Here is a 22,003-nt window from a genome sequence, read left to right as displayed (position 1 = left end):
GCGTGATACCGCAGTATTTGATCGATTTTGACCTAAAGGACCTGCCGGTAAAGGAGACGGATGTGATCGTCATCGGCTCCGGCATCGCCGGATTATATACCGCCATTCTGGCAAGCGAGCATCATAAGGTGCTGTTGATTACGAAGAAATCGCTGCTCGAGAGCAATACGCGCTATGCGCAAGGCGGCATCGCTGCCGTGACGGCGGAGGACGATTCACCGGCCTATCATCGGCAGGATACGCTGCTTGCAGGGGCCGGGTTATGCTCCTCGGCGGCGGTGGATGTGCTGGTTAACGAAGGACCGGCCGGTGTCCAGGAATTGATCCGTCTCGGGACGATGTTTGACGTCGAGAACGGGGAGCTCGCTCTAACGAAGGAAGGAGCCCATAGCCACCGCCGAATTCTCCATGCGAATGGGGATGCTACGGGCTATGAAATCGTACGCGCCCTTTCCATTCAAGTCGAAATGCTTCACAATATAGAGGTGTGGGATGATCATTTTGTCATCGATCTGGTTACCGATCAAGGCGAATGCCATGGAGCGATTGTCCAGTTGCCGGACGGGAAGCGGATCTTCGTGCGGGGCCAAGCAACGATTATGTGCTCCGGCGGTGCCGGTCAGCTGTACCGGTACACGACCAATCCCGAAGTTGCGACCGCCGATGGAGTCGCGATGGCCTATCGGGCGGGCGCCCAGATTCGGGACATGGAGTTTATTCAGTTCCACCCAACGGCGCTGAGTTATCCGGGAGCACCGCGGTTTCTGGTATCGGAAGCGGTGCGCGGAGAAGGCGCCGTGCTCCGGAATATTAAAGGCGAGCGCTTCATGCACAAATACCATGAGCTGCTGGAGCTGGCGCCCCGGGATATTGTCGCCCGGGCGATTGTGAGCGAGATGGAGGAGACGGGCTCCACGTTCGTCTACTTGGACATTACCCATGAATCCCCGGAGATGGTCAAACACCGGTTCCCAACGATTTACGAAACCTGCATGCGGTATGGTCTTGATCTGACCTCCGATTGGATTCCGGTCTCCCCCGCTGCGCATTATATGATGGGGGGCATCAAGACCAATCTGTACGGGGAGAGCAGCGTGAAGCGTCTGTTCGCCTGCGGAGAAGTGTCCTCGACCGGCGTTCATGGCGCGAATCGCTTGGCCAGCAACTCGCTGTCCGAAGCGGTTGTATACGGAAGCCGCATTGTTGAACGGATCCGGCAGCTTCCGAAACGGACGGAGCGATTCCTTCATGTATCCTTCGGGCTTGGGCGCAAGGATGCGCCTTCCCAGGCTATGGTCGAAAAGCGGCTGAAGCTTCAGAAAGTGATGGTCCGGTATGCCGGTCTTCGCCGTAACCGGGACACCCTATTACGGGCGGCCGAAGAGCTTGGCCGGCAGCTGCCCTTGTTTCAAGCGGTATTGACCAAACGCGAGGAGTACGAATTTGCCAATATGCTTACGGCCTCACTGCTGGTCGTTCAAGGCGCGCTGTGCCGTGAAGAGAGCCGGGGGGCCCATTACCGCGAGGATTTTCCGGAACGAAATGATGATGCATGGAAGAAGCATATCGTGCACACCCGGGATCAAGATAGGACGGAGGAAATAAGCGATGATGTTTAACGGTTACCATGACGGCCTGCTCCAGAGTATTCGAACCTGGCTACAAGAGGATGTAGGCTCTGGAGATATTACGACCCTTACGACGATTGAGTCCGGACATGAATCCAAGGCCGTGATTCACGCCAAGGAATCCGGGATCGTGGCCGGCATGCCGGTTGCGGAGCTGGTCTTCGAGACGGTTGACCAGACGCTGGTGTTTAGGTCGCTGGTTCGGGACGGCGAGCGGGTGGAGAAGGGAACCGTTCTTGCTGAAGTGGAAGGGTCTACGCACCGTATATTGACAGGGGAGAGACTGGCCCTTAATCTGCTGCAGCGTTTGTCCGGAATTGCAACCACGACGCGCGCTTATGTCGAGGCGCTGGAAGGGCTGCCGACCCGGCTTGTGGACACGCGGAAGACGACGCCGGGCCACCGGATGCTTGAGAAGTACGCTGTCCGCGTAGGCGGCGGGTCGAACCACCGGTTCGGCTTGTATGATGCCGTCATGATCAAGGATAATCATATTAAAGGCGCCGGCGGCATCCGCCAGGCGGTAGACCGCGCAAGAGCGAATATACCGCATACGATGACCATCGAGGTTGAGACGGAAAGCCTTGAACAGGTAGACGAAGCGCTGGATGCCGGTGCAGATATTATCATGCTCGACAACATGAATCATGAGCTGATGACCGAGGCGGTTCGAAGAATTAAGGCGAGGTCGCCGCATGTTCGGGTCGAGGCTTCCGGCAATGTGTCGCTTCAGACCGTACGCGGCATAGCGGAGACCGGGGTGGACGTCATTTCGGTCGGTCGGCTCACTTATTCGTTCCACAACCTGGACATCAGTTTAGATCTAAACGCCAAGAAGGGAGGAGCAGGGGTTTGATTCTGGTCGTAGACGTAGGCAACACGAACATCGTGCTTGGCGTGTATCAGGGCAAGCAGCTGCTGCACGATTTCCGAATCAGCACGTCACGCCAATCCACGGTGGATGAATACGGCGTGCTGATCCATAATTTGTTTCAAATGTCGAATATTACGGTAAGCCAAATTGAAGGAGTTATCGTCTCTTCCGTTGTTCCGCCGCTTATCCGAGTGGTCGAGGAGATGTGCAGCAAGTATATTGGCAAGGCTCCGTTGATCGTCGGCCCTGGCATTAAGACCGGCCTTAATCTGCGGTATGAGAATCCTCGGGAGGTCGGTGCGGACCGTATCGTCAACGCCGTTGCTGCGATCGAGCAGTACGGAAGCCCAATCATTGTCGTGGATTTTGGGACGGCAACGACCTTTGATTGCATCGATAAAGATCGAAATTATCTGGGCGGCGTTATCGTTCCAGGAATCGGGATCGCTACCGAAGCCTTGGTGCAGCGTGCATCGAAGCTCCCCCGCGTAGAGCTCGAGAAGCCGAAGAAGGTGATCGGACGCAATACGGTCCACGCCATGCAAGCCGGAATCGTATACGGATATGCCGGACAGGTCGACGGGCTGGTTAAACGTATAAAAGCCGAGATGGGGACGGACAATGTTAAGGTTATCGCAACTGGGGGATTGGCAGAGCTGATCGCGAGCGAAACGGAATCCATCGAAGAGATTGCGCCTCTGCTTACGCTTGATGGACTGCGCATCATTTACGAACGCAACTAAGCCCGGGATTCGGGGTAAAACATAACAACTAGAAGACAAGGAGGGCCTTAGGATGGACCAACAAAAAGACCGCATACTGCGGGGAACTGCATTAGGCGGGAAAGTGCGGGCCTTCGCCGTCCGGACCACGGATCTGGTCGAGGAGCTGCGCAGCAGGCATGACACGTTCCCGGTCGTTACAGCCGCTTTAGGCCGTACCGTGTCGGCAGCAGCGATGATGGGAGCGATGCTGAAAGGCGACGAGCGCCTCAGCATTCAAGTACGCGGGGACGGGCCGATCGGCTTGATCGCCGCAGAGAGCAACGCCGACGGCGAGGTGCGCGGGTATGTTCACAATCCGCATGTCGAGCTGACGAATATCCGTCCGGGCAAGATGGATGTGGCTGCTGCCGTCGGACGCACCGGTTATATTCACGTCATCAAGGATTTGGGGTTGAAGGAGCCCTACCGCGGCAGCGTGCCGATTATTTCAGGCGAGCTGGCCGAGGATTTCACGTATTATTTTGCCGTATCCGAACAGACGAACTCGGCAGTCAGCCTTGGGGTGCTCGTATCGCCTGACTATACGGTCGCCAATGCTGGGGGATTCATCATTCAGCTTCTTCCGGGAATCACGGATGAGGAGATCACGGAGCTTGAGCGTGCGCTTGGCGCCATTCCGCCGGTGACGAAGATGCTGGAAGAGGGGCTCAGCCTGGAGGACATCCTGAAGCGGGTTGTACCGGACGTGAACATTCTGGATGAGATGGACGTGAAGTTCACCTGCGACTGCACGCAGGAGCGGGTCGAGCGAGCCTTGATCAGCTTGGGACACGATGAAATTCAACAAATGATTGATGAGGACGGTAAGGCGGAAGTATCCTGCCATTTCTGCAACGAAACGTATACCTTTGATGTAGAACAGCTAAAATCCGTGTTAGAGCGGGCCAAATCTTAAACGTTAAGGATTGAGCGACCGTGATGACGAGACAAGAGAAGGGATTGTGGGCGACCGTCATTGTCTTGACAGCAGGCGTACTGGTCATGGGCAGCTACATGCTGTTCTCCGGGGAAGGTCCGCGGGCAAGTTCTCCATCAGGGAATGGGCCGTCTCCGGCTGTTGCCACCATTCAGGACAAGGCGATCACAGAAGATGAGTGGGTTCGCGAGCTGAAGAAGCGATACGGGCATGACATGCTGATGACCATCCTTAACCGGAAGGCCGTAGCATTAGAGGCCGAAGCGAGGGGCATCGACGTTACGAAACCAGAGCTGGAAGCGGAGATCGACATGATGAGCCGAGCTTACGGCTCGAAAGAACGTTTTTTTGCGGAGATGGAAAGTCAGCTTGGCATCTCAGAGGAAGAGTTGAGAATAGAGACGACCTATCGGTTGCTCCTTGAAAAAATTGCTACGGCCGATGTGCATATCGATGAGCAGCAGATTGATTCCTATCTTAAGCAATATCCGGATCAATTTCGCCCCAAGAAACAGCTGAACTTATCGATGATTGAGGTCGCGTCGGAGGCTGAAGCGAATCAGGTCATGGACCGGCTGGAGGCCGGAGAAGACTTTGCGGATCTTGCCGCCGAGGTTTCCTTGGATGAGTATACCCGGGGCGACGGCGGGAAGATCGGCTTGGTGGAGGAAGATGATCCTTTTGTACCCTCTGAGCTGATGGAAGCTGCCCTGACGCTGGAGGCCGGAGATATCGCAGGACCGATCCGGCTGGAGGACAATTATGCCATCGTGTATGTGGAAGAAATCGTGGAGCCGAAGGTCCCGAGCGAGGAAAGCATCCGCGAATCGGTCCGCAAACAGCTGGCGCTGGAGCAGTCGATATCGTTGACGGAGCTTGAAGAGCGGCTTCGGGAGAAATACGAAGCGCGCATCGTTGCAAGCACAGTGACCTTATGACTTATACTGATACATCAATCCGAGCAGAATAGCTCCTGGGGGAAGGATCATCCTTGCTTCGGGAGCTTTTTTGCTAAACGCCTTTCATAAAGCATTTCCAGGAGCATTCTTTCTCTGGCAGACTCGTCCGAAAGATGCAGGGAAGAATACCTAGAAAAGCTTATTTTCAACGCAAAGTGTTATTGACAATGGCCCTTATCGTTGATAAGATGAAAGTACAAAAACCTACCTATTTACTCGGATTAAGTAAAGGCCGCAGGCATGAGTTATCGTCAGCGCGTTTAGCGGCTCTAATGATTTCGACATCACGGATGGGCTATGCATATACACGATGACATGGCTTGCCTAACAATGTTATGTATTCATGGAACATACCCATATTATGAGGAGGGCTTCATTCATGGCAAAAGTCGTAAACAATGTGACAGAACTCATCGGCGATACACCCCTTGTCCGCTTGAACCGGATCGTGCCGGAGGACAGTGCGGAGATCTATCTGAAGCTGGAATACCAGAACCCGGGAGCCAGCGTTAAAGACCGGATTGCGGTCAGCATCGTAGAGGAAGCGGAGAAGGAAGGCCGTTTGAAGCCGGGCGATACGATCATTGAAGCAACGAGCGGCAACACGGGAATCGGGCTGGCGATGGTGGCTGCGGCCAAAGGCTACAAAGCGGTCATCGTTATGCCTGAGACGATGAGCTTGGAACGCCGCAACCTGCTGCGCGCATACGGAGCCGAGCTTGTTCTGACGCCAGGCTCCGAGGGGATGAACGGGGCGGTGAAGAAGGCGGAGGAAATTCTGAAGGAGAACTCCGGATTTTTCATGGCTGAGCAGTTCAAGAACCAAGCGAACGTAAAGATTCACCGTGAAACGACAGGTCCTGAAATTGTAGAAGCGATCGAATCCATCGGCGGCACGCTAGATGCATTCGTAGCCGGGATCGGCACAGGCGGTACGATTACGGGTGCCGGCGAAGTGCTGAAGAGCCACTACCCTGATATTAAAATCTATGCGGTTGAGCCTGCAGCTTCCCCGATTCTGGCTGGCGGCAAGCCTGGCCCGCATAAAATTCAAGGCATCGGCGCGAACTTCGTTCCGGAAATTCTGAATCAGGAAATCTATGATGAAATCATTCATGTCGAGAATGAGGAAGCCTTCGAAACCTCCCGCCGCGTAGCGAAAGAAGAAGGCGTTCTTGGCGGAATTTCTTCCGGTGCAGCCGTTTACGCCGCATTGAAGGTTGCCAAGGAGCTCGGCAAAGGCAAGCGCGTGGTTGCCGTTATCCCGAGCAACGGGGAGCGCTACCTTAGCACGCCGCTCTATAACTTCGAGGCATAAATCGTTCATACAGCGTTGCCCTCAATGTGTTCATAGCATTGAGGGCTTTTTGTGTATACTACAACCATATTCGGCTGCTTCTGAACGTAAAAAAATATTGTTGGCCAAGCATGTTTTTAGGGTTTTCAAGCGAGGCGGGATACAGTATACTGACAGGCAACAGTAAGGGTTTATGCGTTCAATACTATAAGGGAGGATCGGCATGAAGAGAAGATTGGATTTGGCCCATTGGCTTGCGTGGGCTGCGGAGGGCTGGTCCGTACTTCCCTATCTGGTTCAATATAAAGGAAGTTCCAGAGGACTTCCTCCATCATGGAAGCAGGCTTGGAGATCGGCTTCTCCCTATGCTTTCGTATTCGAGAGCGGCAAGGGCGGACGTTATACGTATCTTGGCCTGCAACCGGCGTCCATCCTGCAGGGCAAGGGAGATGAGGGAGAGATCCTTACGCTGTCTACCGGAGAACGGCAAAAGGTTGCGGGTAAACCGCTGCATCTGCTGGAGAATTGGATGCATGCCTTTCGTGCGCCGCGGATTCAGGGGTGGCCGGATTTTCGCGGAGGCTGCGCGGGCTTTCTCAGCTATGACGTCATCCGCTCCATCGAACAGCTGCCGGCCTTGGCCAAGGACGAGCCCGGCTTCCCCGATTATTTATGGATGCAGATGAATGAGATTTGGATCTACGACCACAAGGATGAATCGATCTACTGCTCGATCCATGTTCCGTGGGATGGCCACAAACGGCAAGAGGATCAATCTGGTTTAAGCGATAAGTCCGCTTCGGGGAAGAATCAGGCTTCCGGTCTATCACCGGAGCAGGAGCTTTCGCTACGACAGCGGTACGCCGAAGCCGAGGCAAAGGCAGAGCGTATGCTGACTGCATGGAACGACTTGTTCGGCCAACCTTTGGAAGCCGGAGGCGAGGGCGAGTCCGAGAATTCAAGGCAGCAACGCAAGCGTGTGGAAAGGGCCGGGGAGCTGTCAGGACCTCATGTTGAAGGCTGGGACCGGCTCGAGATTGATTTCTCGCAGGATGCGTTTCAGCAGGCAGTGCTGGCCATCCAGGAGTATATAAGGCAAGGGGACGTGTTTCAGGTTAATCTGTCCCTCAGGCGGCATCTGAAGCTCCACGGGGATCCGGCAGAGGTCTATGAATGGATGCGGATCTTGAATCCGTCCCCTTACATGGGTTACCTGACGTCGCCGGGATTCAGTCTGGCCAGCGGATCGCCGGAGCTGCTGGTGAAGGTGGACGGCGATATCGTATCGGCCCGTCCGATTGCAGGAACCCGGCGCCGCGGGGGCAATCCAGAAGAGGATGCGGCGATGGAGGCTGAGCTTCTCGGCAGCGAGAAGGAACGCGCGGAGCATATCATGCTTGTTGATCTGGAGCGCAATGATATTGGCCGGATTGCAGCTTACGGCACCGTTCATGTCCCGGAGCTGATGACGGTGGAGCGGTATTCGCATGTCATGCATCTCGTATCGCAGGTCGAGGGACGGCTTGCGGAGGGCAGCAAGGCGTATGACGTCATTGCCGCCGTATTTCCTGGAGGCACGATAACGGGCGCACCCAAAATCCGGACGATGGAAATCATTGAGGAGCTGGAGCCGGTTACGAGAGGGCCCTACACCGGTTCGATGGGCTGGATTGACTATAACGGGGATATGGAGCTGAATATTATTATCCGAACCCTCGCGGTGAAGGATGGGATCGGCTACATTCAGACGGGGGCCGGCATCGTGATCGATTCGGATCCTTATCGGGAGTACAGGGAGTGCCATAACAAGGCAAAGGCTTTGATTGCAGCCTTGATGTGCAGTGAAGAAGAAGCTGCAGCCGTAGCTGCGGATATAGGGGGATAAACGTATGATACTTGTGATCGACAATTATGATTCATTTACGTACAACCTGGTTCAGTATTTGGGTGAGCTCGGTGAGGAAGTTAAGGTATTCCGGAACGATGAGATCGATATTGCCGGCATTGAAGCGCTGGCGCCGGATCATATTCTGATCTCCCCAGGTCCGTGCACACCTAACGAAGCAGGCGTCAGCTTGGAAGTCATATCCCATTTCAAAGGCGTTATCCCGATCTTCGGCGTTTGCCTGGGGCATCAGGCCATCGGCCAGGCCTTCGGCGGCAAGGTCGTCCGGGCCGAGCGGCTCATGCACGGCAAGACCTCGCCGATCCATCATGAGGGCCGTTCCGTCTTTGAGGGGCTGCCAAATCCGTTCACGGCGACGCGTTATCATTCGCTGATCGTTGAGAAGGAAAGCCTCCCGGACGAACTGGAGATTACCGCTTGGACCGAAGAAGGCGAAATTATGGGGCTTGCCCATAAACAGTACCCGGTGGAAGGCGTGCAGTTCCATCCGGAATCGATCATTACGGATCATGGCCATCAAATGCTCCGGAATTTCCTGAAGCGGACCGCAGGTGCCAAGGCATGAAATTTGTCGGCTTGAACGGCGGCATTGTCGAAGCTGCCCGGGCTGAAGTGTCTGTGTTGGACCACGGATTGTTATACGGGATGGGCGCGTTTGAGACGTTTCGCACCTATAACGGCCAGCCGTTCCTGCTGGAGCGGCATCTGAACCGTCTCGCTGAGAGCTGTGCATGGATGGGCATCGAATATCAGGCGGATCCGGAGTCCATCCGTGCCTGGATCACGGACCTAATGAACGCGAACGGGCTGGCGGATGCCTATATCCGTTATACGATAACGGCCGGCGAAGCTCCCCTGGGGTTGCCGTCGGGCGATTATGTCAAACCGGCGCAAATCTTGTTTGCCAAAGCACTGCCTGGGACGAATGGATCTTTATACGAGAAGGGACGGGCGCTGCGGCTCCTTTCTCTTCCCCGAAATACGCCGGAGTCGCCGATCCGGATGAAATCCTTGCATTATATGAATAATATACTCGCGAAGCGGGAGCTCGACCGTTACCCGACCCATTCGGAAGGACCGGCTGAAGGCTTGCTGCTAACAGCTGCCGGCGAGCTGGCTGAGGGAATCGTCAGCAACGTGTTTTTCGTGAAGCAGGGACGGCTGTATACGCCTGACCTCGGGACAGGCATTCTCCCCGGCATTACGCGGGCAGTTGTGCTGGAGCTGGCAGCGGAAGCCGGGATTCGAACCGAGGAGGGGCGCTACCGCTGGCGTGATCTGCTGGAAGCGGATGAAATATTTACGACTGGCTCCGTTCAGGAGATTGTACCGGTAACGACGCTGATTGGTCTGGACGATGTTCACCAGGTCGTTGGAGCAGGGACAACCGGTCCGATCACCCGGATTTTACTCGGAGCCTATCGAGAGAAAGCAGGGTTGCACCAATGAAAACCACGATATATGAACGGGAATACCGACTTAGCGAAGAAGCAGTCCTGAAGCTGGGACAATCGACGCTGATCATGGGGATATTGAATGTAACGCCGGATTCGTTCTCTGACGGCGGCCGGTATAATGATACGGAGCGGGCGCTCGCGCATGCGATGCAGCTGATCGAGGACGGAGCCGATCTGATTGATATCGGGGGGGAATCGACCCGCCCGGGTCATGAGCCGGTCGGAGTAGATGAGGAGCTCGCCCGGGTTATTCCGGTTGTGGAAGCGATCCACCGGCATGCCCCCCATATTCCGTTGTCGGTGGATACTTATAAGGCCGAGGTAGCCCGCCAGGCGATCCAAGCCGGCGCTCATATTATCAACGATATATGGGGGTTCAAAGAGGATCCGGACATGGCGAGAACAGCGGCGGAGCTCGGCTGCCCGGTTATCCTGATGCATAACCGCCGGAACCGGGATTATACCGACCTCGTGGAAGACGTGAAACGGGATTTGATGGAAAGTGTCGAAATTGCTCGAGCGGCCGGGGTGAAGGATGAACATATTTTGCTGGACCCGGGAATCGGGTTTGCGAAGGATTATATGGAGAACCTGCAGGTGATGGCATCGCTGGACAAGCTGGTTGAGCTTGGGTTTCCGGTGCTCCTGGCAACATCGCGCAAACGGTTCATTCAGACGACGCTCAATGCGCCTGCCCAAGATGTGTTGGAAGGAACAGCGGCTACGGTGGCTTACGGCATCGCGCAAGGCTGCCAGATCGTTCGGGTGCATGACGTGCTGCATATGAAACGCACGGCGAAGATGTGTGATGCGATGGTATATGCCTCGCCGGAACTGCGCCGGATGTGATTTTTTATCAGATTGGATGGAAGGGCGGAGCTAGAGAATGGATAAAATGATATTGAGCCGGATGGAATACTACGGTTATCATGGTGTGTTTGAGGAAGAGCGCAAGCTTGGTCAGCGTTTTTACGTCGATCTGGAGCTTGAGCTGGATCTCAGCAAGGCTGCGGCTGCCGACGATCTGACGTTAACGGTAAATTATGCCGAGATTCATGAGCTCCTTCAAGGCATCATGCGGCAGGAGTCCTTTCAATTAATTGAAGCTTTAGCGGAGCATATTGCAACTAAAGTACTGGACACTTATACTATTATCGATGCTTTAACGGTCCGATTAACGAAGCCGCACCCTCCTTTTGACATTCATTTCGAAGGTGTTACCATTGAGCTCCATCGGACCAGAAAGTGAGACGATCATGAATTCACACGCCACCTCTGAGTGCTCAGAGGCTTATATTGCTTTAGGGGCCAATTTGGGGGACCGTGAAGGGAACCTGATGGAAGCCCTGGAACGTTTGGATGATACGCCCGGCATTCAAGTGCTGCGAGTCTCCCATCTATACGAGACCGAGCCTGTAGGTTATATTGATCAGCCAATGTTCCTCAACATGGCGGCGGTTGTGTCGACATCCTTGAGTCCGCACGCGCTTCTTGCCGAAATGCAGCGGATAGAGAAGGAACTCGGCCGTGTCCGTCATATTCATTGGGGACCGCGGACGGTTGATCTGGATTTGCTGTGGATGGAGGGACGCCGCCTGGATACGCCGGAGCTGATGCTCCCGCATCCCCGCATGCAGGAGCGTTCGTTTGTTCTTAGGCCGCTTTCCGATATCGTATTTGAGGATGAGCCTTCCGGCTTGTACCGGGTGGTGCAGACAGCTCTTGCGAAACTGGAAGGAAAGGAAGGAATACAGCTTTGGAAAACAAGCAGCTGGCGCAGCGTATCCGCGCTTTCCGAAAATTAAAGGGTTTGACGCAGCAGGAACTGGCCGAGCGCACGGGCATTTCGCTGGCCGTGCTGGGGGCCGTTGAGCGGGGTAATCGCAAGGCCGAGGAGCAGATCCTTGCGAAGATTGCCGAGGTACTTGGAATTTCGCTGCAGGAGCTGAAGGCAAGAGGCTGATGCCCCGCTCGCCATGCATGTTATGCCGAAGCCGTGGCTCCGGAAAATGGAGATCCATGGATCACCTGCAAACCGAACAACCTCGATTTCGAAATCTCTTTCGGGAATTTCTAAGTCTACTGCATGTCGTCAGGGTATGAACTGCGTGCAGCTTGCTAATCACTATACCGTAACCTAGGGAGCAAGGCGCATTGGACATCCTGCCATCCTTTCATGAACTGTCATGAACTGGACGGGCGTGACGGAAATGGGTATGATGAATGAGTTTGAGAATTACGGATTCACTTTCTAGTCAGAGAGGGGATCATTCAGCGATATATATTTGAAGTATAAAGGAGGGACATAACATGTTGAAAATCGGAGACATCGAGATGAAGAACCAGGTTGTTCTCGCCCCGATGGCGGGCGTGTGCAACCCGGCATTCCGGCTGATCGCCAAGGAATTCGGCACAGGCTTGGTCTGTGCGGAGATGGTTAGCGGCAAAGCAATTGTGCATGGGAATAAACGCACGCAGGAGATGCTGTTCGTCGACGAACGGGAGAAGCCGCTCAGCCTTCAGATTTTCGGCGGCGACCGCGATTCTCTCGTCGAGGCTGCAAAAGTTGTCGACCAGCAGACCAATGCCGATATCATTGATATCAATATGGGCTGTCCGGCACCTAAAGTGACGAAAATGGATGCCGGCGCCCGCTGGCTGCTGGATTCGAATAAAATTTACGAAATGGTGGCCGCCGTGGTGGATGCCGTGAACAAACCGGTTACGGTGAAAATGCGTACCGGCTGGGACAGCGAGCATATCTTTGCGGTTGAAAATGCGCAGGCGGTAGAGCGCGCGGGCGGCCAGGCCGTCAGCGTCCACGGACGTACGCGGGAGCAGCTGTATACCGGACATGCCGATTGGAACATTATTCGGCAGGTGAAGGAAGCTGTGTCGATTCCGGTCATCGGCAACGGAGACGTGGTCACGCCCGAGGACGCCAAGCGGATGCTGGATACGACCGGCTGCGACGGGGTCATGATCGGCCGCGGTGCGCTGGGTAATCCTTGGATGCTGTACCGCACCGTGGAATATCTGAAGACAGGCGAGCTTCTTCCGGATCCGACGCCGCAGGAGAAGATTCGCATTGCTATTTTGCATATGGACCGGTTGATTGCCCTTCGGGGTGAGCAGGTAGCGGTCAAAGAGATGCGGAAGCATCTTGCTTGGTACCTCAAGGGTCTCAAGGGATCTGCCCGGATCAAGGATACCATTATGGAAGAAACGAAACGGGATGAAATGGTCAACATCCTGAACAGCTTCGTGGATTCACTCGAGGATCAAGGGGAGACGACCGCTAGTGCGTATCCTCAAACAGTTGCAGCGGTTGGATAATGATACGCTAAAAAGGCTGTTAACGGTGTGCCGTATATATCACCGCTGACAGCCTTGGCGCACATTGACTTTTTGAAATGGTTACCATATAATCTTTCAGTATAAATTCCAAGAAAGAAGCTTGCATCACGGGGAGGTTCTGATCCCCAAGAATTCGCATATAGTATGGTGATACCGTGGTATAAATTATTTACATGACAGGAGAATCGGTTAATGAGCGATAAAGAAGTCATTCTTACACAGGACGGTCTGAAGAAGCTGGAGGACGAACTTGAAAATCTAAAATCTGTGAAACGCCGCGAAGTGGCAGAGCGGATCAAGGTTGCCATCGGCTATGGCGATATTAGTGAAAACTCCGAATATGAAGACGCCAAGAACGAGCAGGCCTTTATCGAAGGACGAATCATTACGCTGGAGAAGATGCTCCGCAATGCGCGTATCATCAACCACGATGACATTAACACCGATATCGTCAGTGTCGGCAATACCGTTATCGTTGAAGATCTGGAGTTTGGCGACAAGATGGAATACACGATAGTGGGTACGGCAGAGTCCGATCCGCTTAACAATAAGATTTCCAACGAAAGCCCTGTCGGCAAAGCGATCATCGGCAAGGCCAAAGGCTCGGTTGTTGATGTTAACGTTCCAGCGGGCGTTATTCAATATAAAATTGTAGATATTAAGAAGTAAGTCGGAATGTGATTGCGAAAGCTTCCTTCGGGGGGCTTTTTTAAATTAGATAGCTGTGTATAGGACTTAATCGTGTGATGCTGCGAAATGGGCAAGCCATACCTTTAAGTCCTTGGCGAATATGCACACCTGCAGGAAGATGTAGTCACGAACGAAGAGCTCGGACGGCGCTGTGTGATGCTGTTATTTGTTGGTGACGGGACTATGTATGGAAGTGAAATGAAGGAGATGAGCGACAATGACGGAAGAAATCAATAACCAGGAACAGGAGCAGGAGCTAAGTGAGCTTCTGCAGATTCGACGCAATAAATTGGACGAGCTTCGGAAGCTTGGCATCGACCCGTTCGGGGGAAAATACGAAAGAGAGCATCATGCCGGCGATATCGTGAAGGCGTATGACGCACTTTCCAAGGAAGAGCTCGATGAGAAGCAGGTGGAAGTGAATCTGGCCGGCCGGATTATGGCCAAGCGCGGCATGGGTAAGGCTTCTTTCGCCCATATCCAGGATTTGAGCGGCCGAATTCAGATTTATGTTCGTCAGGATACGGTTGCCGAGGCACAGTACGAAGCGTTCAGCATTCTCGATCTTGGGGACATCATCGGCGTGAAGGGTGTTCTCTTCAAGACGAAGACCGGTGAGTTAACCGTGAAAGTGATGGAGATTGAGGTTCTTTCAAAATCACTGTATCCGCTCCCTGAGAAGTTCCATGGTTTGAAGGATGTGGAACTTCGTTACCGTCAGCGTTACGTCGACCTGATCATCAATCCGGACGTTCAGAAGACCTTCATTACCCGTTCCCGCATAATTCAGTCGATGCGCCGTTACCTCGATTCGTTAGGATATCTTGAGGTGGAAACGCCGACCCTGCATTCGATCGCGGGGGGAGCTGCCGCCCGTCCGTTTATTACGCATCATAATGCGCTCGATATGGAGCTGTACATGCGTATTGCGATTGAGCTTCATCTTAAGCGTCTGATCGTGGGCGGATTGGAGAAAGTATACGAGATCGGCCGCGTGTACCGGAATGAAGGGATCTCGACCCGTCATAATCCGGAGTTCACCATGATTGAGCTGTATGAAGCATATGCCGATTACAAGGATATTATGGCCCTGACCGAAAACATGATCGCTCACATTGCCCAGGAAGTACTGGGCACGCAGGTCATCAATTATCAAGGGCATGAAGTCAACTTGAAGCCGCAATGGCGCCGCGTATCCATGGTGGATGCGGTTAAGGAAATTGTCGGGGTTGATTTCGGCGTTCAGATGACGAACGAGGAAGCCCACCGCCTGGCAAAAGAGCATAAAGTGCCGGTTGAGCCGCATATGACCTTTGGCCATATTCTGAATGCGTTCTTCGAGCAGTTCGTCGAGGAGACGTTGATTCAACCGACCTTCGTTACCGGTCATCCGGTTGAAATTTCGCCGCTGGCGAAAAAGAATGATGCCGACCCGCGCTTTACGGATCGTTTTGAGCTGTTTATCGTAGCCCGTGAGCATGCCAATGCATTCTCCGAGCTGAATGATCCGATCGATCAGCGCCAGCGCTTTGAAGCCCAGCTGAAAGAGAAGGAGCAGGGGAACGATGAAGCGCATGAGATGGATGAGGATTTCCTGCGTGCGCTGGAGTATGGCATGCCGCCGACAGGCGGACTCGGCATCGGTATCGATCGTTTGATCATGCTGCTGACCGATTCACCGTCCATCCGCGATGTACTGCTCTTCCCGCATATGCGTAATCGCGAGTAGTTGAAGATGTTCGTACGATGAGATTTCAAAGGCAGTCAGCTTGGGAGCTGGCTGCTTTTTTTATGGCTTTAGCCAGTTGAGCTCGCGAAGCGTGCGAAACAAAAAACCACCCGCTATGCGGGTGGAGGGATCGAGGGTTTGACCAACAAGACCATTCCGATAAAATTGAGATGTTCAGGCTCAATAATGAAAGGAATGGTCTTAGATGGCAAACAAGAGCTATAGTTTAGCTCACACGAAGTGGATGTGCAAGTACCACATTGTGTTCACCCCGAAGTATAGACGGAAAGAGATTTATAATCAAGTGAGGAAAGACTTAATCGAAATTTTCAAACGATTATGCAAATACAAGGGAGTGGAGATAATCGAAGGCCACATGATGCCCGATCATGTACATATGTTGGTAGCAATTCCCCCCAAAATCTCAGTATCATCATTTATGGGATACCTGAAGGGGAAAAGCTCACTCATGATATTCGAGAAGCATGCTAGCTTGAAGTATAAATATGGCAATCGAAAATTTTGGGCGGAGGGATACTACGTCAGCACAGTGGGCTTGAATGAAGCCACCGTGGCAAAATATATCCGTGAGCAAGAAGCACACGACCAGGCAATTGATAAACTGAGTGTGAAAGAGTATGAAGACCCATTCAGCAAAAACAGTAGCAAGAAGAAGTAAACCAGTTTAACTGGTAAGTGAAAGTGACAAATTACACTGAGCCTGAACAATTTTATTGTCAGGCTAGCGTCTTTAGGCGCAGTTTGGCAACAAGGGGTTATACCCCAAGAGCAAACCACCCGTTTGACGGGTGGTTCTGATTATGACTTCTTTCCATTGTTCCTTGTTTATGTGGCTGTATCATTAAACGAAGGTAGTCTCCTTCATGCATTTAAGTAGAATCTTTCCGCAAATGGATCGAGCAATAGGAGAGGCGTGAAGCTCGTACGGAGAGGAACCTGCAATCGTTAATCGGTTAGGGACGGATATACGGCGGCGGCCTATGGATGATTTAATGATCATTCATTACAAATGACGAGGATTATTTTACCGCAAGATAATATTGCAATTAAGGGTTGCACAATTCTAAATCCCATGGTATATTATATTTCCGGCCAAGAAAACAGCCGGTAAGCACACCGGATTGAACAAGCTAAAGAGAATGGATTGAAAAAAGAAATTCAAAAAAAGCTTGCATTAATCGAAAGAGTGTGATAAGATATAAAAGTTGCTAGCGAGAGAGATTGCTGGTAACGAACGAAAAGGTTGATCTTTGAAAACTGAACAACGAGTGAGTAAAAACGAACCGCTTCGGCGGGGAGTTACAATAGAGAATTGAACAAATTCTCGTCAGTTTTTCTAAATGAGCTTAATCGCTCTTTCAAGACTCACCAGATTTGATTCACTCATCCGAGTGGAACCCAAATCCGGCGAGGTCGATCGTCCTTCGGACGATCTTTATTGGAGAGTTTGATCCTGGCTCAGGACGAACGCTGGCGGCGTGCCTAATACATGCAAGTCGAGCGGAGCTGATGGAGTGCTTGCACTCCTGATGCTTAGCGGCGGACGGGTGAGTAACACGTAGGCAACCTGCCCTCAAGACTGGGATAACTACCGGAAACGGTAGCTAATACCGGATAATTAAATCTGCTGCATGGCAGAGTTATGAAAGGCGGAGCAATCTGTCACTTGAGGATGGGCCTGCGGCGCATTAGCTAGTTGGTGAGGTAACGGCTCACCAAGGCGACGATGCGTAGCCGACCTGAGAGGGTGAACGGCCACACTGGGACTGAGACACGGCCCAGACTCCTACGGGAGGCAGCAGTAGGGAATCTTCCGCAATGGGCGAAAGCCTGACGGAGCAACGCCGCGTGAGTGATGAAGGTTTTCGGATCGTAAAGCTCTGTTGCCAGGGAAGAACGTCTCATAGAGTAACTGCTATGAGAGTGACGGTACCTGAGAAGAAAGCCCCGGCTAACTACGTGCCAGCAGCCGCGGTAATACGTAGGGGGCAAGCGTTGTCCGGAATTATTGGGCGTAAAGCGCGCGCAGGCGGTTCTTTAAGTCTGGTGTTTAAACCCGAGGCTCAACTTCGGGACGCACTGGAAACTGGGGGACTTGAGTGCAGAAGAGGAGAGTGGAATTCCACGTGTAGCGGTGAAATGCGTAGATATGTGGAGGAACACCAGTGGCGAAGGCGACTCTCTGGGCTGTAACTGACGCTGAGGCGCGAAAGCGTGGGGAGCGAACAGGATTAGATACCCTGGTAGTCCACGCCGTAAACGATGAATGCTAGGTGTTAGGGGTTTCGATACCCTTGGTGCCGAAGTTAACACATTAAGCATTCCGCCTGGGGAGTACGGTCGCAAGACTGAAACTCAAAGGAATTGACGGGGACCCGCACAAGCAGTGGAGTATGTGGTTTAATTCGAAGCAACGCGAAGAACCTTACCAAGTCTTGACATCCCTCTGAATCCTCTAGAGATAGAGGCGGCCTTCGGGACAGAGGAGACAGGTGGTGCATGGTTGTCGTCAGCTCGTGTCGTGAGATGTTGGGTTAAGTCCCGCAACGAGCGCAACCCTTGATCTTAGTTGCCAGCACTTAAGGTGGGCACTCTAAGGTGACTGCCGGTGACAAACCGGAGGAAGGTGGGGATGACGTCAAATCATCATGCCCCTTATGACTTGGGCTACACACGTACTACAATGGCTGGTACAACGGGAAGCGAAGCCGCGAGGTGGAGCCAATCCTAAAAAGCCAGTCTCAGTTCGGATTGCAGGCTGCAACTCGCCTGCATGAAGTCGGAATTGCTAGTAATCGCGGATCAGCATGCCGCGGTGAATACGTTCCCGGGTCTTGTACACACCGCCCGTCACACCACGAGAGTTTACAACACCCGAAGTCGGTGGGGTAACCCTTACGGGAGCCAGCCGCCGAAGGTGGGGTAGATGATTGGGGTGAAGTCGTAACAAGGTAGCCGTATCGGAAGGTGCGGCTGGATCACCTCCTTTCTATGGAGAATCGTCTTCTGCAACGAAGACATTCAAATATGGCTGACCGCAAGGTCGCCGAGATTATGCTTTCGAAGTAGCTTTACTTCGTAAAGCTTTCAACTCACTCGTTGGTCAGTTTTGAGAGTTCAACCTCTCATTTGATCCTTGAAAACTAGATAACGAAACGAATTTGCGTTTTAGAAATATCCTTTTAGCTGCTTGTGTCTTCATTGAAAGACCAAGTAATAAAAGTAGCACGCGAAGGTTTTGGGATCATCGATCCTTTGGAAGCTTGTTTCACCATTGAGTGGTTTTATCCAATCAGGAAACAAGCGGACAACAGAGCGATGAGCGCAACAACCGGAGCATAAGGTTAAGCTACTAAGAGCACACGGAGGATGCCTAGGCGCTAGGAGCCGATGAAGGACGTGGCGAACAACGATACTGCCTCGGGGAGCTGTAAGCAAGCTTCGATCCGGGGATGTCCGAATGGGGAAACCCGACTGGTGTAATAGCCAGTCACTTCTGCCTGAATACATAGGGCAGCTAGAGGCATACCCAGGGAACTGAAACATCTAAGTACCTGGAGGAAGAGAAAACAAGAGTGATTCCGTCAGTAGCGGCGAGCGAACGCGGAACAGCCTAAACCAGAGAGCTTGCTCTCTGGGGTTGTGGGACGTCTCACATGGAGTTACAAAGGTTTAGATTAGACGAACAGGTCTGGAAAGGCCGGCCATAGAAGGTAAAAGCCCTGTAATCGAAAATGTGAACCCTCCGAGACGGATCCCGAGTAGTGCGGGGCACGTGAAACCCCGTATGAATCCAGCAGGACCATCTGCTAAGGCTAAATACTCCCTAGCGACCGATAGTGAAGCAGTACCGTGAGGGAAAGGTGAAAAGCACCCCGGAAGGGGAGTGAAATAGAACCTGAAACCGTGTGCTTACAAGAAGTCAGAGCCCATTATAGGGGTGATGGCGTGCCTTTTGTAGAATGAACCGGCGAGTTACGTTCCCATGCAAGGTTAAGGCGAGAAGCCGTAGCCGCAGCGAAAGCGAGTCTGAATAGGGCGACTGAGTATGTGGACGTAGACCCGAAACCGTGTGATCTACCCCTGTCCAGGGTGAAGGTGCGGTAACACGCACTGGAGGCCCGAACCCACGTACGTTGAAAAGTGCGGGGATGAGGTGGGGGTAGCGGAGAAATTCCAATCGAACTCGGAGATAGCTGGTTCTCCCCGAAATAGCTTTAGGGCTAGCCTCGGAAATTAGAGTCGTGGAGGTAGAGCACTGATTGGGTGCGGGGCCCGCAAGGGTTACCAAGCTCAGTCAAACTCCGAATGCCATAGACTTATATCCGGGAGTCAGACAGTGAGTGCTAAGATCCATTGTCAAAAGGGAAACAGCCCAGACCATCAGCTAAGGTCCCCAAGTGTGTGTTAAGTGGGAAAGGATGTGGAGTTGCACAGACAACCAGGATGTTGGCTTAGAAGCAGCCACCATTTAAAGAGTGCGTAATAGCTCACTGGTCGAGTGACTCTGCGCCGAAAATGTAACGGGGCTAAACACACCACCGAAGCTATGGCTTGATGCTTGCATCAGGGGTAGGGGAGCGTTGTGTATGCGTTGAAGGTGTACCGTAAGGAGCGCTGGAGAGTACACAAGTGAGAATGCCGGTATGAGTAACGAAAAGATCAGTGAGAATCTGATCCGCCGAAAGCCCAAGGTTTCCTGAGGAAGGCTCGTCCGCTCAGGGTAAGTCGGGACCTAAGGCGAGGCCGAAAGGCGTAGTCGAAGGACAACAGGTTGAAATTCCTGTACCACCGTAAACCGTTATGAACGATGGGGTGACGCAGGAGGGTAGTGACGCGGACTGATGGATGTCCGTCCAAGCAGTGAGGCTGATGTGTAGGCAAATCCGCACATCGTAAGGCTGGGCTGTGATGGGGAGTGAAAATTACAGTAGCGAAGGTCATGATCTCACACTGCCAAGAAAAGCCTCTAGTCAGGTGAAGGTGCCCGTACCGCAAACCGACACAGGTAGGCGAGAAGAGAATTCTAAGGCGCGCGGAAGAACTCTCGTTAAGGAACTCGGCAAAATGACCCCGTAACTTCGGGAGAAGGGGTGCCTCGGTAGGGTGAATAGCCCGAGGGGGCCGCAGTGAAAAGGCCCAAGCGACTGTTTAGCAAAAACACAGGTCTGTGCGAAGCCGCAAGGCGAAGTATACGGGCTGACGCCTGCCCGGTGCTGGAAGGTTAAGGGGAGCGGTTAGGGAGTAATCCCGAAGCTGTGAACCGAAGCCCCAGTAAACGGCGGCCGTAACTATAACGGTCCTAAGGTAGCGAAATTCCTTGTCAGGTAAATTCTGACCCGCACGAATGGCGTAACGACTTGGGCGCTGTCTCAACGAGAGATCCGGTGAAATTTTAATACCTGTGAAGATGCAGGTTACCCGCGACAAGACGGAAAGACCCCATGGAGCTTTACTGCAGCTTGATATTGGATTTGGGTACGATCTGTACAGGATAGGTGGGAGCCTAAGAAGCATGAGCGCCAGCTTGTGTGGAGGCGACGTTGGGATACCACCCTGATCGTATCTAGGTTCTAACCTGGTACCGTGATCCGGTACGGGGACAGTGTCAGGCGGGCAGTTTGACTGGGGCGGTCGCCTCCTAAAGAGTAACGGAGGCGCCCCAAGGTTCCCTCAGAATGGTTGGAAATCATTCGAAGAGTGCAAAGGCATAAGGGAGCTTGACTGCGAGACCTACAAGTCGAGCAGGGACGAAAGTCGGGCTTAGTGATCCGGTGGTACCGCATGGAAGGGCCATCGCTCAACGGATAAAAGCTACCCTGGGGATAACAGGCTTATCTCCCCCAAGAGTCCACATCGACGGGGAGGTTTGGCACCTCGATGTCGGCTCATCGCATCCTGGGGCTGAAGTAGGTCCCAAGGGTTGGGCTGTTCGCCCATTAAAGCGGTACGCGAGCTGGGTTCAGAACGTCGTGAGACAGTTCGGTCCCTATCTGTCGTGGGCGTAGGAAATTTGAGAGGAGCTGTCCTTAGTACGAGAGGACCGGGATGGACGTACCGCTGGTGCACCAGTTGTTCCGCCAGGAGCATGGCTGGGTAGCTACGTACGGACGGGATAAGCGCTGAAAGCATCTAAGCGTGAAGCCCCCCTCAAGATGAGATTTCCCAATTCGTAAGACCCCTTGAAGACGACGAGGTAGATAGGTTGGAGGTGGAAGTGCAGTAATGCATGGAGCTGACCAATACTAATCGGTCGAGGGCTTATCCTAAACAACACCCCAAAAAGTGAAGCGAAGCTTTGAAGCGGATGCCGAATACTTTTCGGGGACCCCGATCCAACATTGGGGAAATGCTACGGATTCTAAACAACGCAAAGACGTTTCG

General features: G+C 53.0%; 17 protein-coding genes and 2 rRNA genes. All 19 read left to right on the top strand.

The window, feature by feature from the left end; all coding sequences use genetic code 11:
• The first annotated feature begins 2 nt into the window (after positions 1-2).
• The 19 genes from nadB to MKX76_RS22460 all read left to right on the top strand — a co-directional run bounded on the left by nadB (position 3) and on the right by MKX76_RS22460 (position 21,888).
• A complete protein-coding gene (gene nadB / locus MKX76_RS22550) occupies positions 3-1,619 on the top strand; it encodes an L-aspartate oxidase (protein WP_007132892.1) in 1,617 nt (538 codons plus the stop codon).
• Positions 1,609-2,484, top strand: a complete 876-nt coding sequence (nadC, locus tag MKX76_RS22545) for a carboxylating nicotinate-nucleotide diphosphorylase (protein ID WP_007132893.1) — start codon at positions 1,609-1,611, stop codon at positions 2,482-2,484. The genes nadB and nadC overlap by 11 nt, the downstream gene beginning before the upstream one ends.
• Entirely contained in the window at positions 2,481-3,245 is a 765-nt protein-coding gene (locus MKX76_RS22540) for a type III pantothenate kinase (RefSeq protein ID WP_007132894.1), read from the top strand. The genes nadC and MKX76_RS22540 overlap by 4 nt, the downstream gene beginning before the upstream one ends.
• A gap of 52 nt (positions 3,246-3,297) precedes the next feature.
• Positions 3,298-4,182 (top strand): Hsp33 family molecular chaperone HslO, encoded by an 885-nt coding sequence (gene hslO, locus MKX76_RS22535; protein ID WP_007132895.1) that lies wholly within the window; start codon positions 3,298-3,300, stop codon positions 4,180-4,182.
• A gap of 23 nt (positions 4,183-4,205) precedes the next feature.
• Positions 4,206-5,141, top strand: coding sequence for a peptidyl-prolyl cis-trans isomerase (locus tag MKX76_RS22530; protein ID WP_007132896.1), 936 nt, complete (start codon positions 4,206-4,208; stop codon positions 5,139-5,141).
• A gap of 400 nt (positions 5,142-5,541) precedes the next feature.
• The gene (gene cysK, locus MKX76_RS22525) at positions 5,542-6,480 is read left to right on the top strand and encodes a cysteine synthase A (protein WP_007132897.1); all 939 of its coding nucleotides are present in this window, start codon (positions 5,542-5,544) and stop codon (positions 6,478-6,480) included.
• A gap of 202 nt (positions 6,481-6,682) precedes the next feature.
• Complete coding sequence (locus MKX76_RS22520; protein WP_007132898.1) at positions 6,683-8,344, top strand: anthranilate synthase component I family protein; 1,662 nt, start codon at positions 6,683-6,685, stop codon at positions 8,342-8,344.
• Positions 8,345-8,348: 4 nt separating this feature from the next.
• The gene (gene pabA / locus MKX76_RS22515; protein ID WP_007132899.1) at positions 8,349-8,930 is read left to right on the top strand and encodes an aminodeoxychorismate/anthranilate synthase component II; all 582 of its coding nucleotides are present in this window, start codon (positions 8,349-8,351) and stop codon (positions 8,928-8,930) included.
• On the top strand, positions 8,927-9,814 hold the full coding sequence (locus MKX76_RS22510; protein ID WP_341034644.1) for an aminotransferase class IV: 888 nt from the start codon (positions 8,927-8,929) through the stop codon (positions 9,812-9,814). The genes pabA and MKX76_RS22510 overlap by 4 nt, the downstream gene beginning before the upstream one ends.
• The gene (folP, locus tag MKX76_RS22505; RefSeq protein WP_028405999.1) at positions 9,811-10,671 is read left to right on the top strand and encodes a dihydropteroate synthase; all 861 of its coding nucleotides are present in this window, start codon (positions 9,811-9,813) and stop codon (positions 10,669-10,671) included. Before MKX76_RS22510 ends, folP begins: the two co-directional genes overlap by 4 nt.
• Before the next feature lie 37 nt (positions 10,672-10,708).
• Positions 10,709-11,071, top strand: a complete 363-nt coding sequence (gene folB, locus MKX76_RS22500) for a dihydroneopterin aldolase (RefSeq protein WP_007132902.1) — start codon at positions 10,709-10,711, stop codon at positions 11,069-11,071.
• Positions 11,072-11,078: 7 nt separating this feature from the next.
• A complete protein-coding gene (gene folK, locus MKX76_RS22495) occupies positions 11,079-11,627 on the top strand; it encodes a 2-amino-4-hydroxy-6-hydroxymethyldihydropteridine diphosphokinase (RefSeq protein ID WP_028405998.1) in 549 nt (182 codons plus the stop codon).
• Positions 11,579-11,785, top strand: coding sequence for a helix-turn-helix domain-containing protein (locus MKX76_RS22490; RefSeq protein ID WP_007132904.1), 207 nt, complete (start codon positions 11,579-11,581; stop codon positions 11,783-11,785). Before folK ends, MKX76_RS22490 begins: the two co-directional genes overlap by 49 nt.
• 347 nt (positions 11,786-12,132) lie before the next feature.
• Positions 12,133-13,158 carry a tRNA dihydrouridine synthase DusB gene (dusB, locus tag MKX76_RS22485; RefSeq protein ID WP_007132905.1) on the top strand — a complete coding sequence of 342 codons (1,026 nt, stop codon included), beginning with the start codon at positions 12,133-12,135 and terminating at the stop codon, positions 13,156-13,158.
• Between the two features lie 213 nt (positions 13,159-13,371).
• Complete coding sequence (gene greA / locus MKX76_RS22480) at positions 13,372-13,848, top strand: transcription elongation factor GreA (protein ID WP_007132906.1); 477 nt, start codon at positions 13,372-13,374, stop codon at positions 13,846-13,848.
• A gap of 238 nt (positions 13,849-14,086) precedes the next feature.
• Positions 14,087-15,598, top strand: coding sequence for a lysine--tRNA ligase (gene lysS / locus MKX76_RS22475; protein ID WP_341034643.1), 1,512 nt, complete (start codon positions 14,087-14,089; stop codon positions 15,596-15,598).
• Positions 15,599-15,803: 205 nt separating this feature from the next.
• Positions 15,804-16,277: an IS200/IS605 family transposase gene (gene tnpA, locus MKX76_RS22470; RefSeq protein WP_007128375.1), complete on the top strand. Its 474-nt coding sequence runs from the start codon at positions 15,804-15,806 to the stop codon at positions 16,275-16,277.
• Positions 16,278-17,054: 777 nt separating this feature from the next.
• Positions 17,055-18,608: ribosomal RNA gene (locus MKX76_RS22465) — 16S ribosomal RNA — on the top strand.
• A 353-nt stretch (positions 18,609-18,961) separates the two neighbouring features.
• Positions 18,962-21,888: ribosomal RNA gene (locus MKX76_RS22460) — 23S ribosomal RNA — on the top strand.
• Together the 16S and 23S rRNA genes form the textbook arrangement of a ribosomal RNA operon.
• Positions 21,889-22,003: the final 115 nt, after the last annotated feature.

The sequence above is a fragment of the Paenibacillus sp. FSL R5-0810 genome (assembly GCF_038002285.1).
In the GTDB taxonomy this organism is placed as follows: Bacteria; Bacillota; Bacilli; order Paenibacillales; family Paenibacillaceae; genus Paenibacillus_AQ; species Paenibacillus_AQ lactis.
Note: the sequence above shows the minus strand (reverse complement) of the source record. Positions and strands in the feature narration are given on the sequence as shown.

Excerpts from the sequence above, each read along its gene's own strand:
- nadC (WP_007132893.1), top strand. The coding sequence starts at position 1,609 with ATGATGTTTAACGGTTACCATGACGGCCTGCTCCAGAGTATTCGAACC.
- hslO (WP_007132895.1), top strand. The coding sequence starts at position 3,298 with ATGGACCAACAAAAAGACCGCATACTGCGGGGAACTGCATTAGGCGGG.
- MKX76_RS22530 (WP_007132896.1), top strand. The coding sequence starts at position 4,206 with ATGACGAGACAAGAGAAGGGATTGTGGGCGACCGTCATTGTCTTGACA.
- cysK (WP_007132897.1), top strand. The coding sequence starts at position 5,542 with ATGGCAAAAGTCGTAAACAATGTGACAGAACTCATCGGCGATACACCC.
- MKX76_RS22520 (WP_007132898.1), top strand. The coding sequence starts at position 6,683 with ATGAAGAGAAGATTGGATTTGGCCCATTGGCTTGCGTGGGCTGCGGAG.
- pabA (WP_007132899.1), top strand. The coding sequence starts at position 8,349 with ATGATACTTGTGATCGACAATTATGATTCATTTACGTACAACCTGGTT.
- MKX76_RS22510 (WP_341034644.1), top strand. The coding sequence starts at position 8,927 with ATGAAATTTGTCGGCTTGAACGGCGGCATTGTCGAAGCTGCCCGGGCT.
- folP (WP_028405999.1), top strand. The coding sequence starts at position 9,811 with ATGAAAACCACGATATATGAACGGGAATACCGACTTAGCGAAGAAGCA.
- folB (WP_007132902.1), top strand. The coding sequence starts at position 10,709 with ATGGATAAAATGATATTGAGCCGGATGGAATACTACGGTTATCATGGT.
- folK (WP_028405998.1), top strand. The coding sequence starts at position 11,079 with ATGAATTCACACGCCACCTCTGAGTGCTCAGAGGCTTATATTGCTTTA.
- dusB (WP_007132905.1), top strand. The coding sequence starts at position 12,133 with ATGTTGAAAATCGGAGACATCGAGATGAAGAACCAGGTTGTTCTCGCC.
- greA (WP_007132906.1), top strand. The coding sequence starts at position 13,372 with ATGAGCGATAAAGAAGTCATTCTTACACAGGACGGTCTGAAGAAGCTG.
- lysS (WP_341034643.1), top strand. The coding sequence starts at position 14,087 with ATGACGGAAGAAATCAATAACCAGGAACAGGAGCAGGAGCTAAGTGAG.
- tnpA (WP_007128375.1), top strand. The coding sequence starts at position 15,804 with ATGGCAAACAAGAGCTATAGTTTAGCTCACACGAAGTGGATGTGCAAG.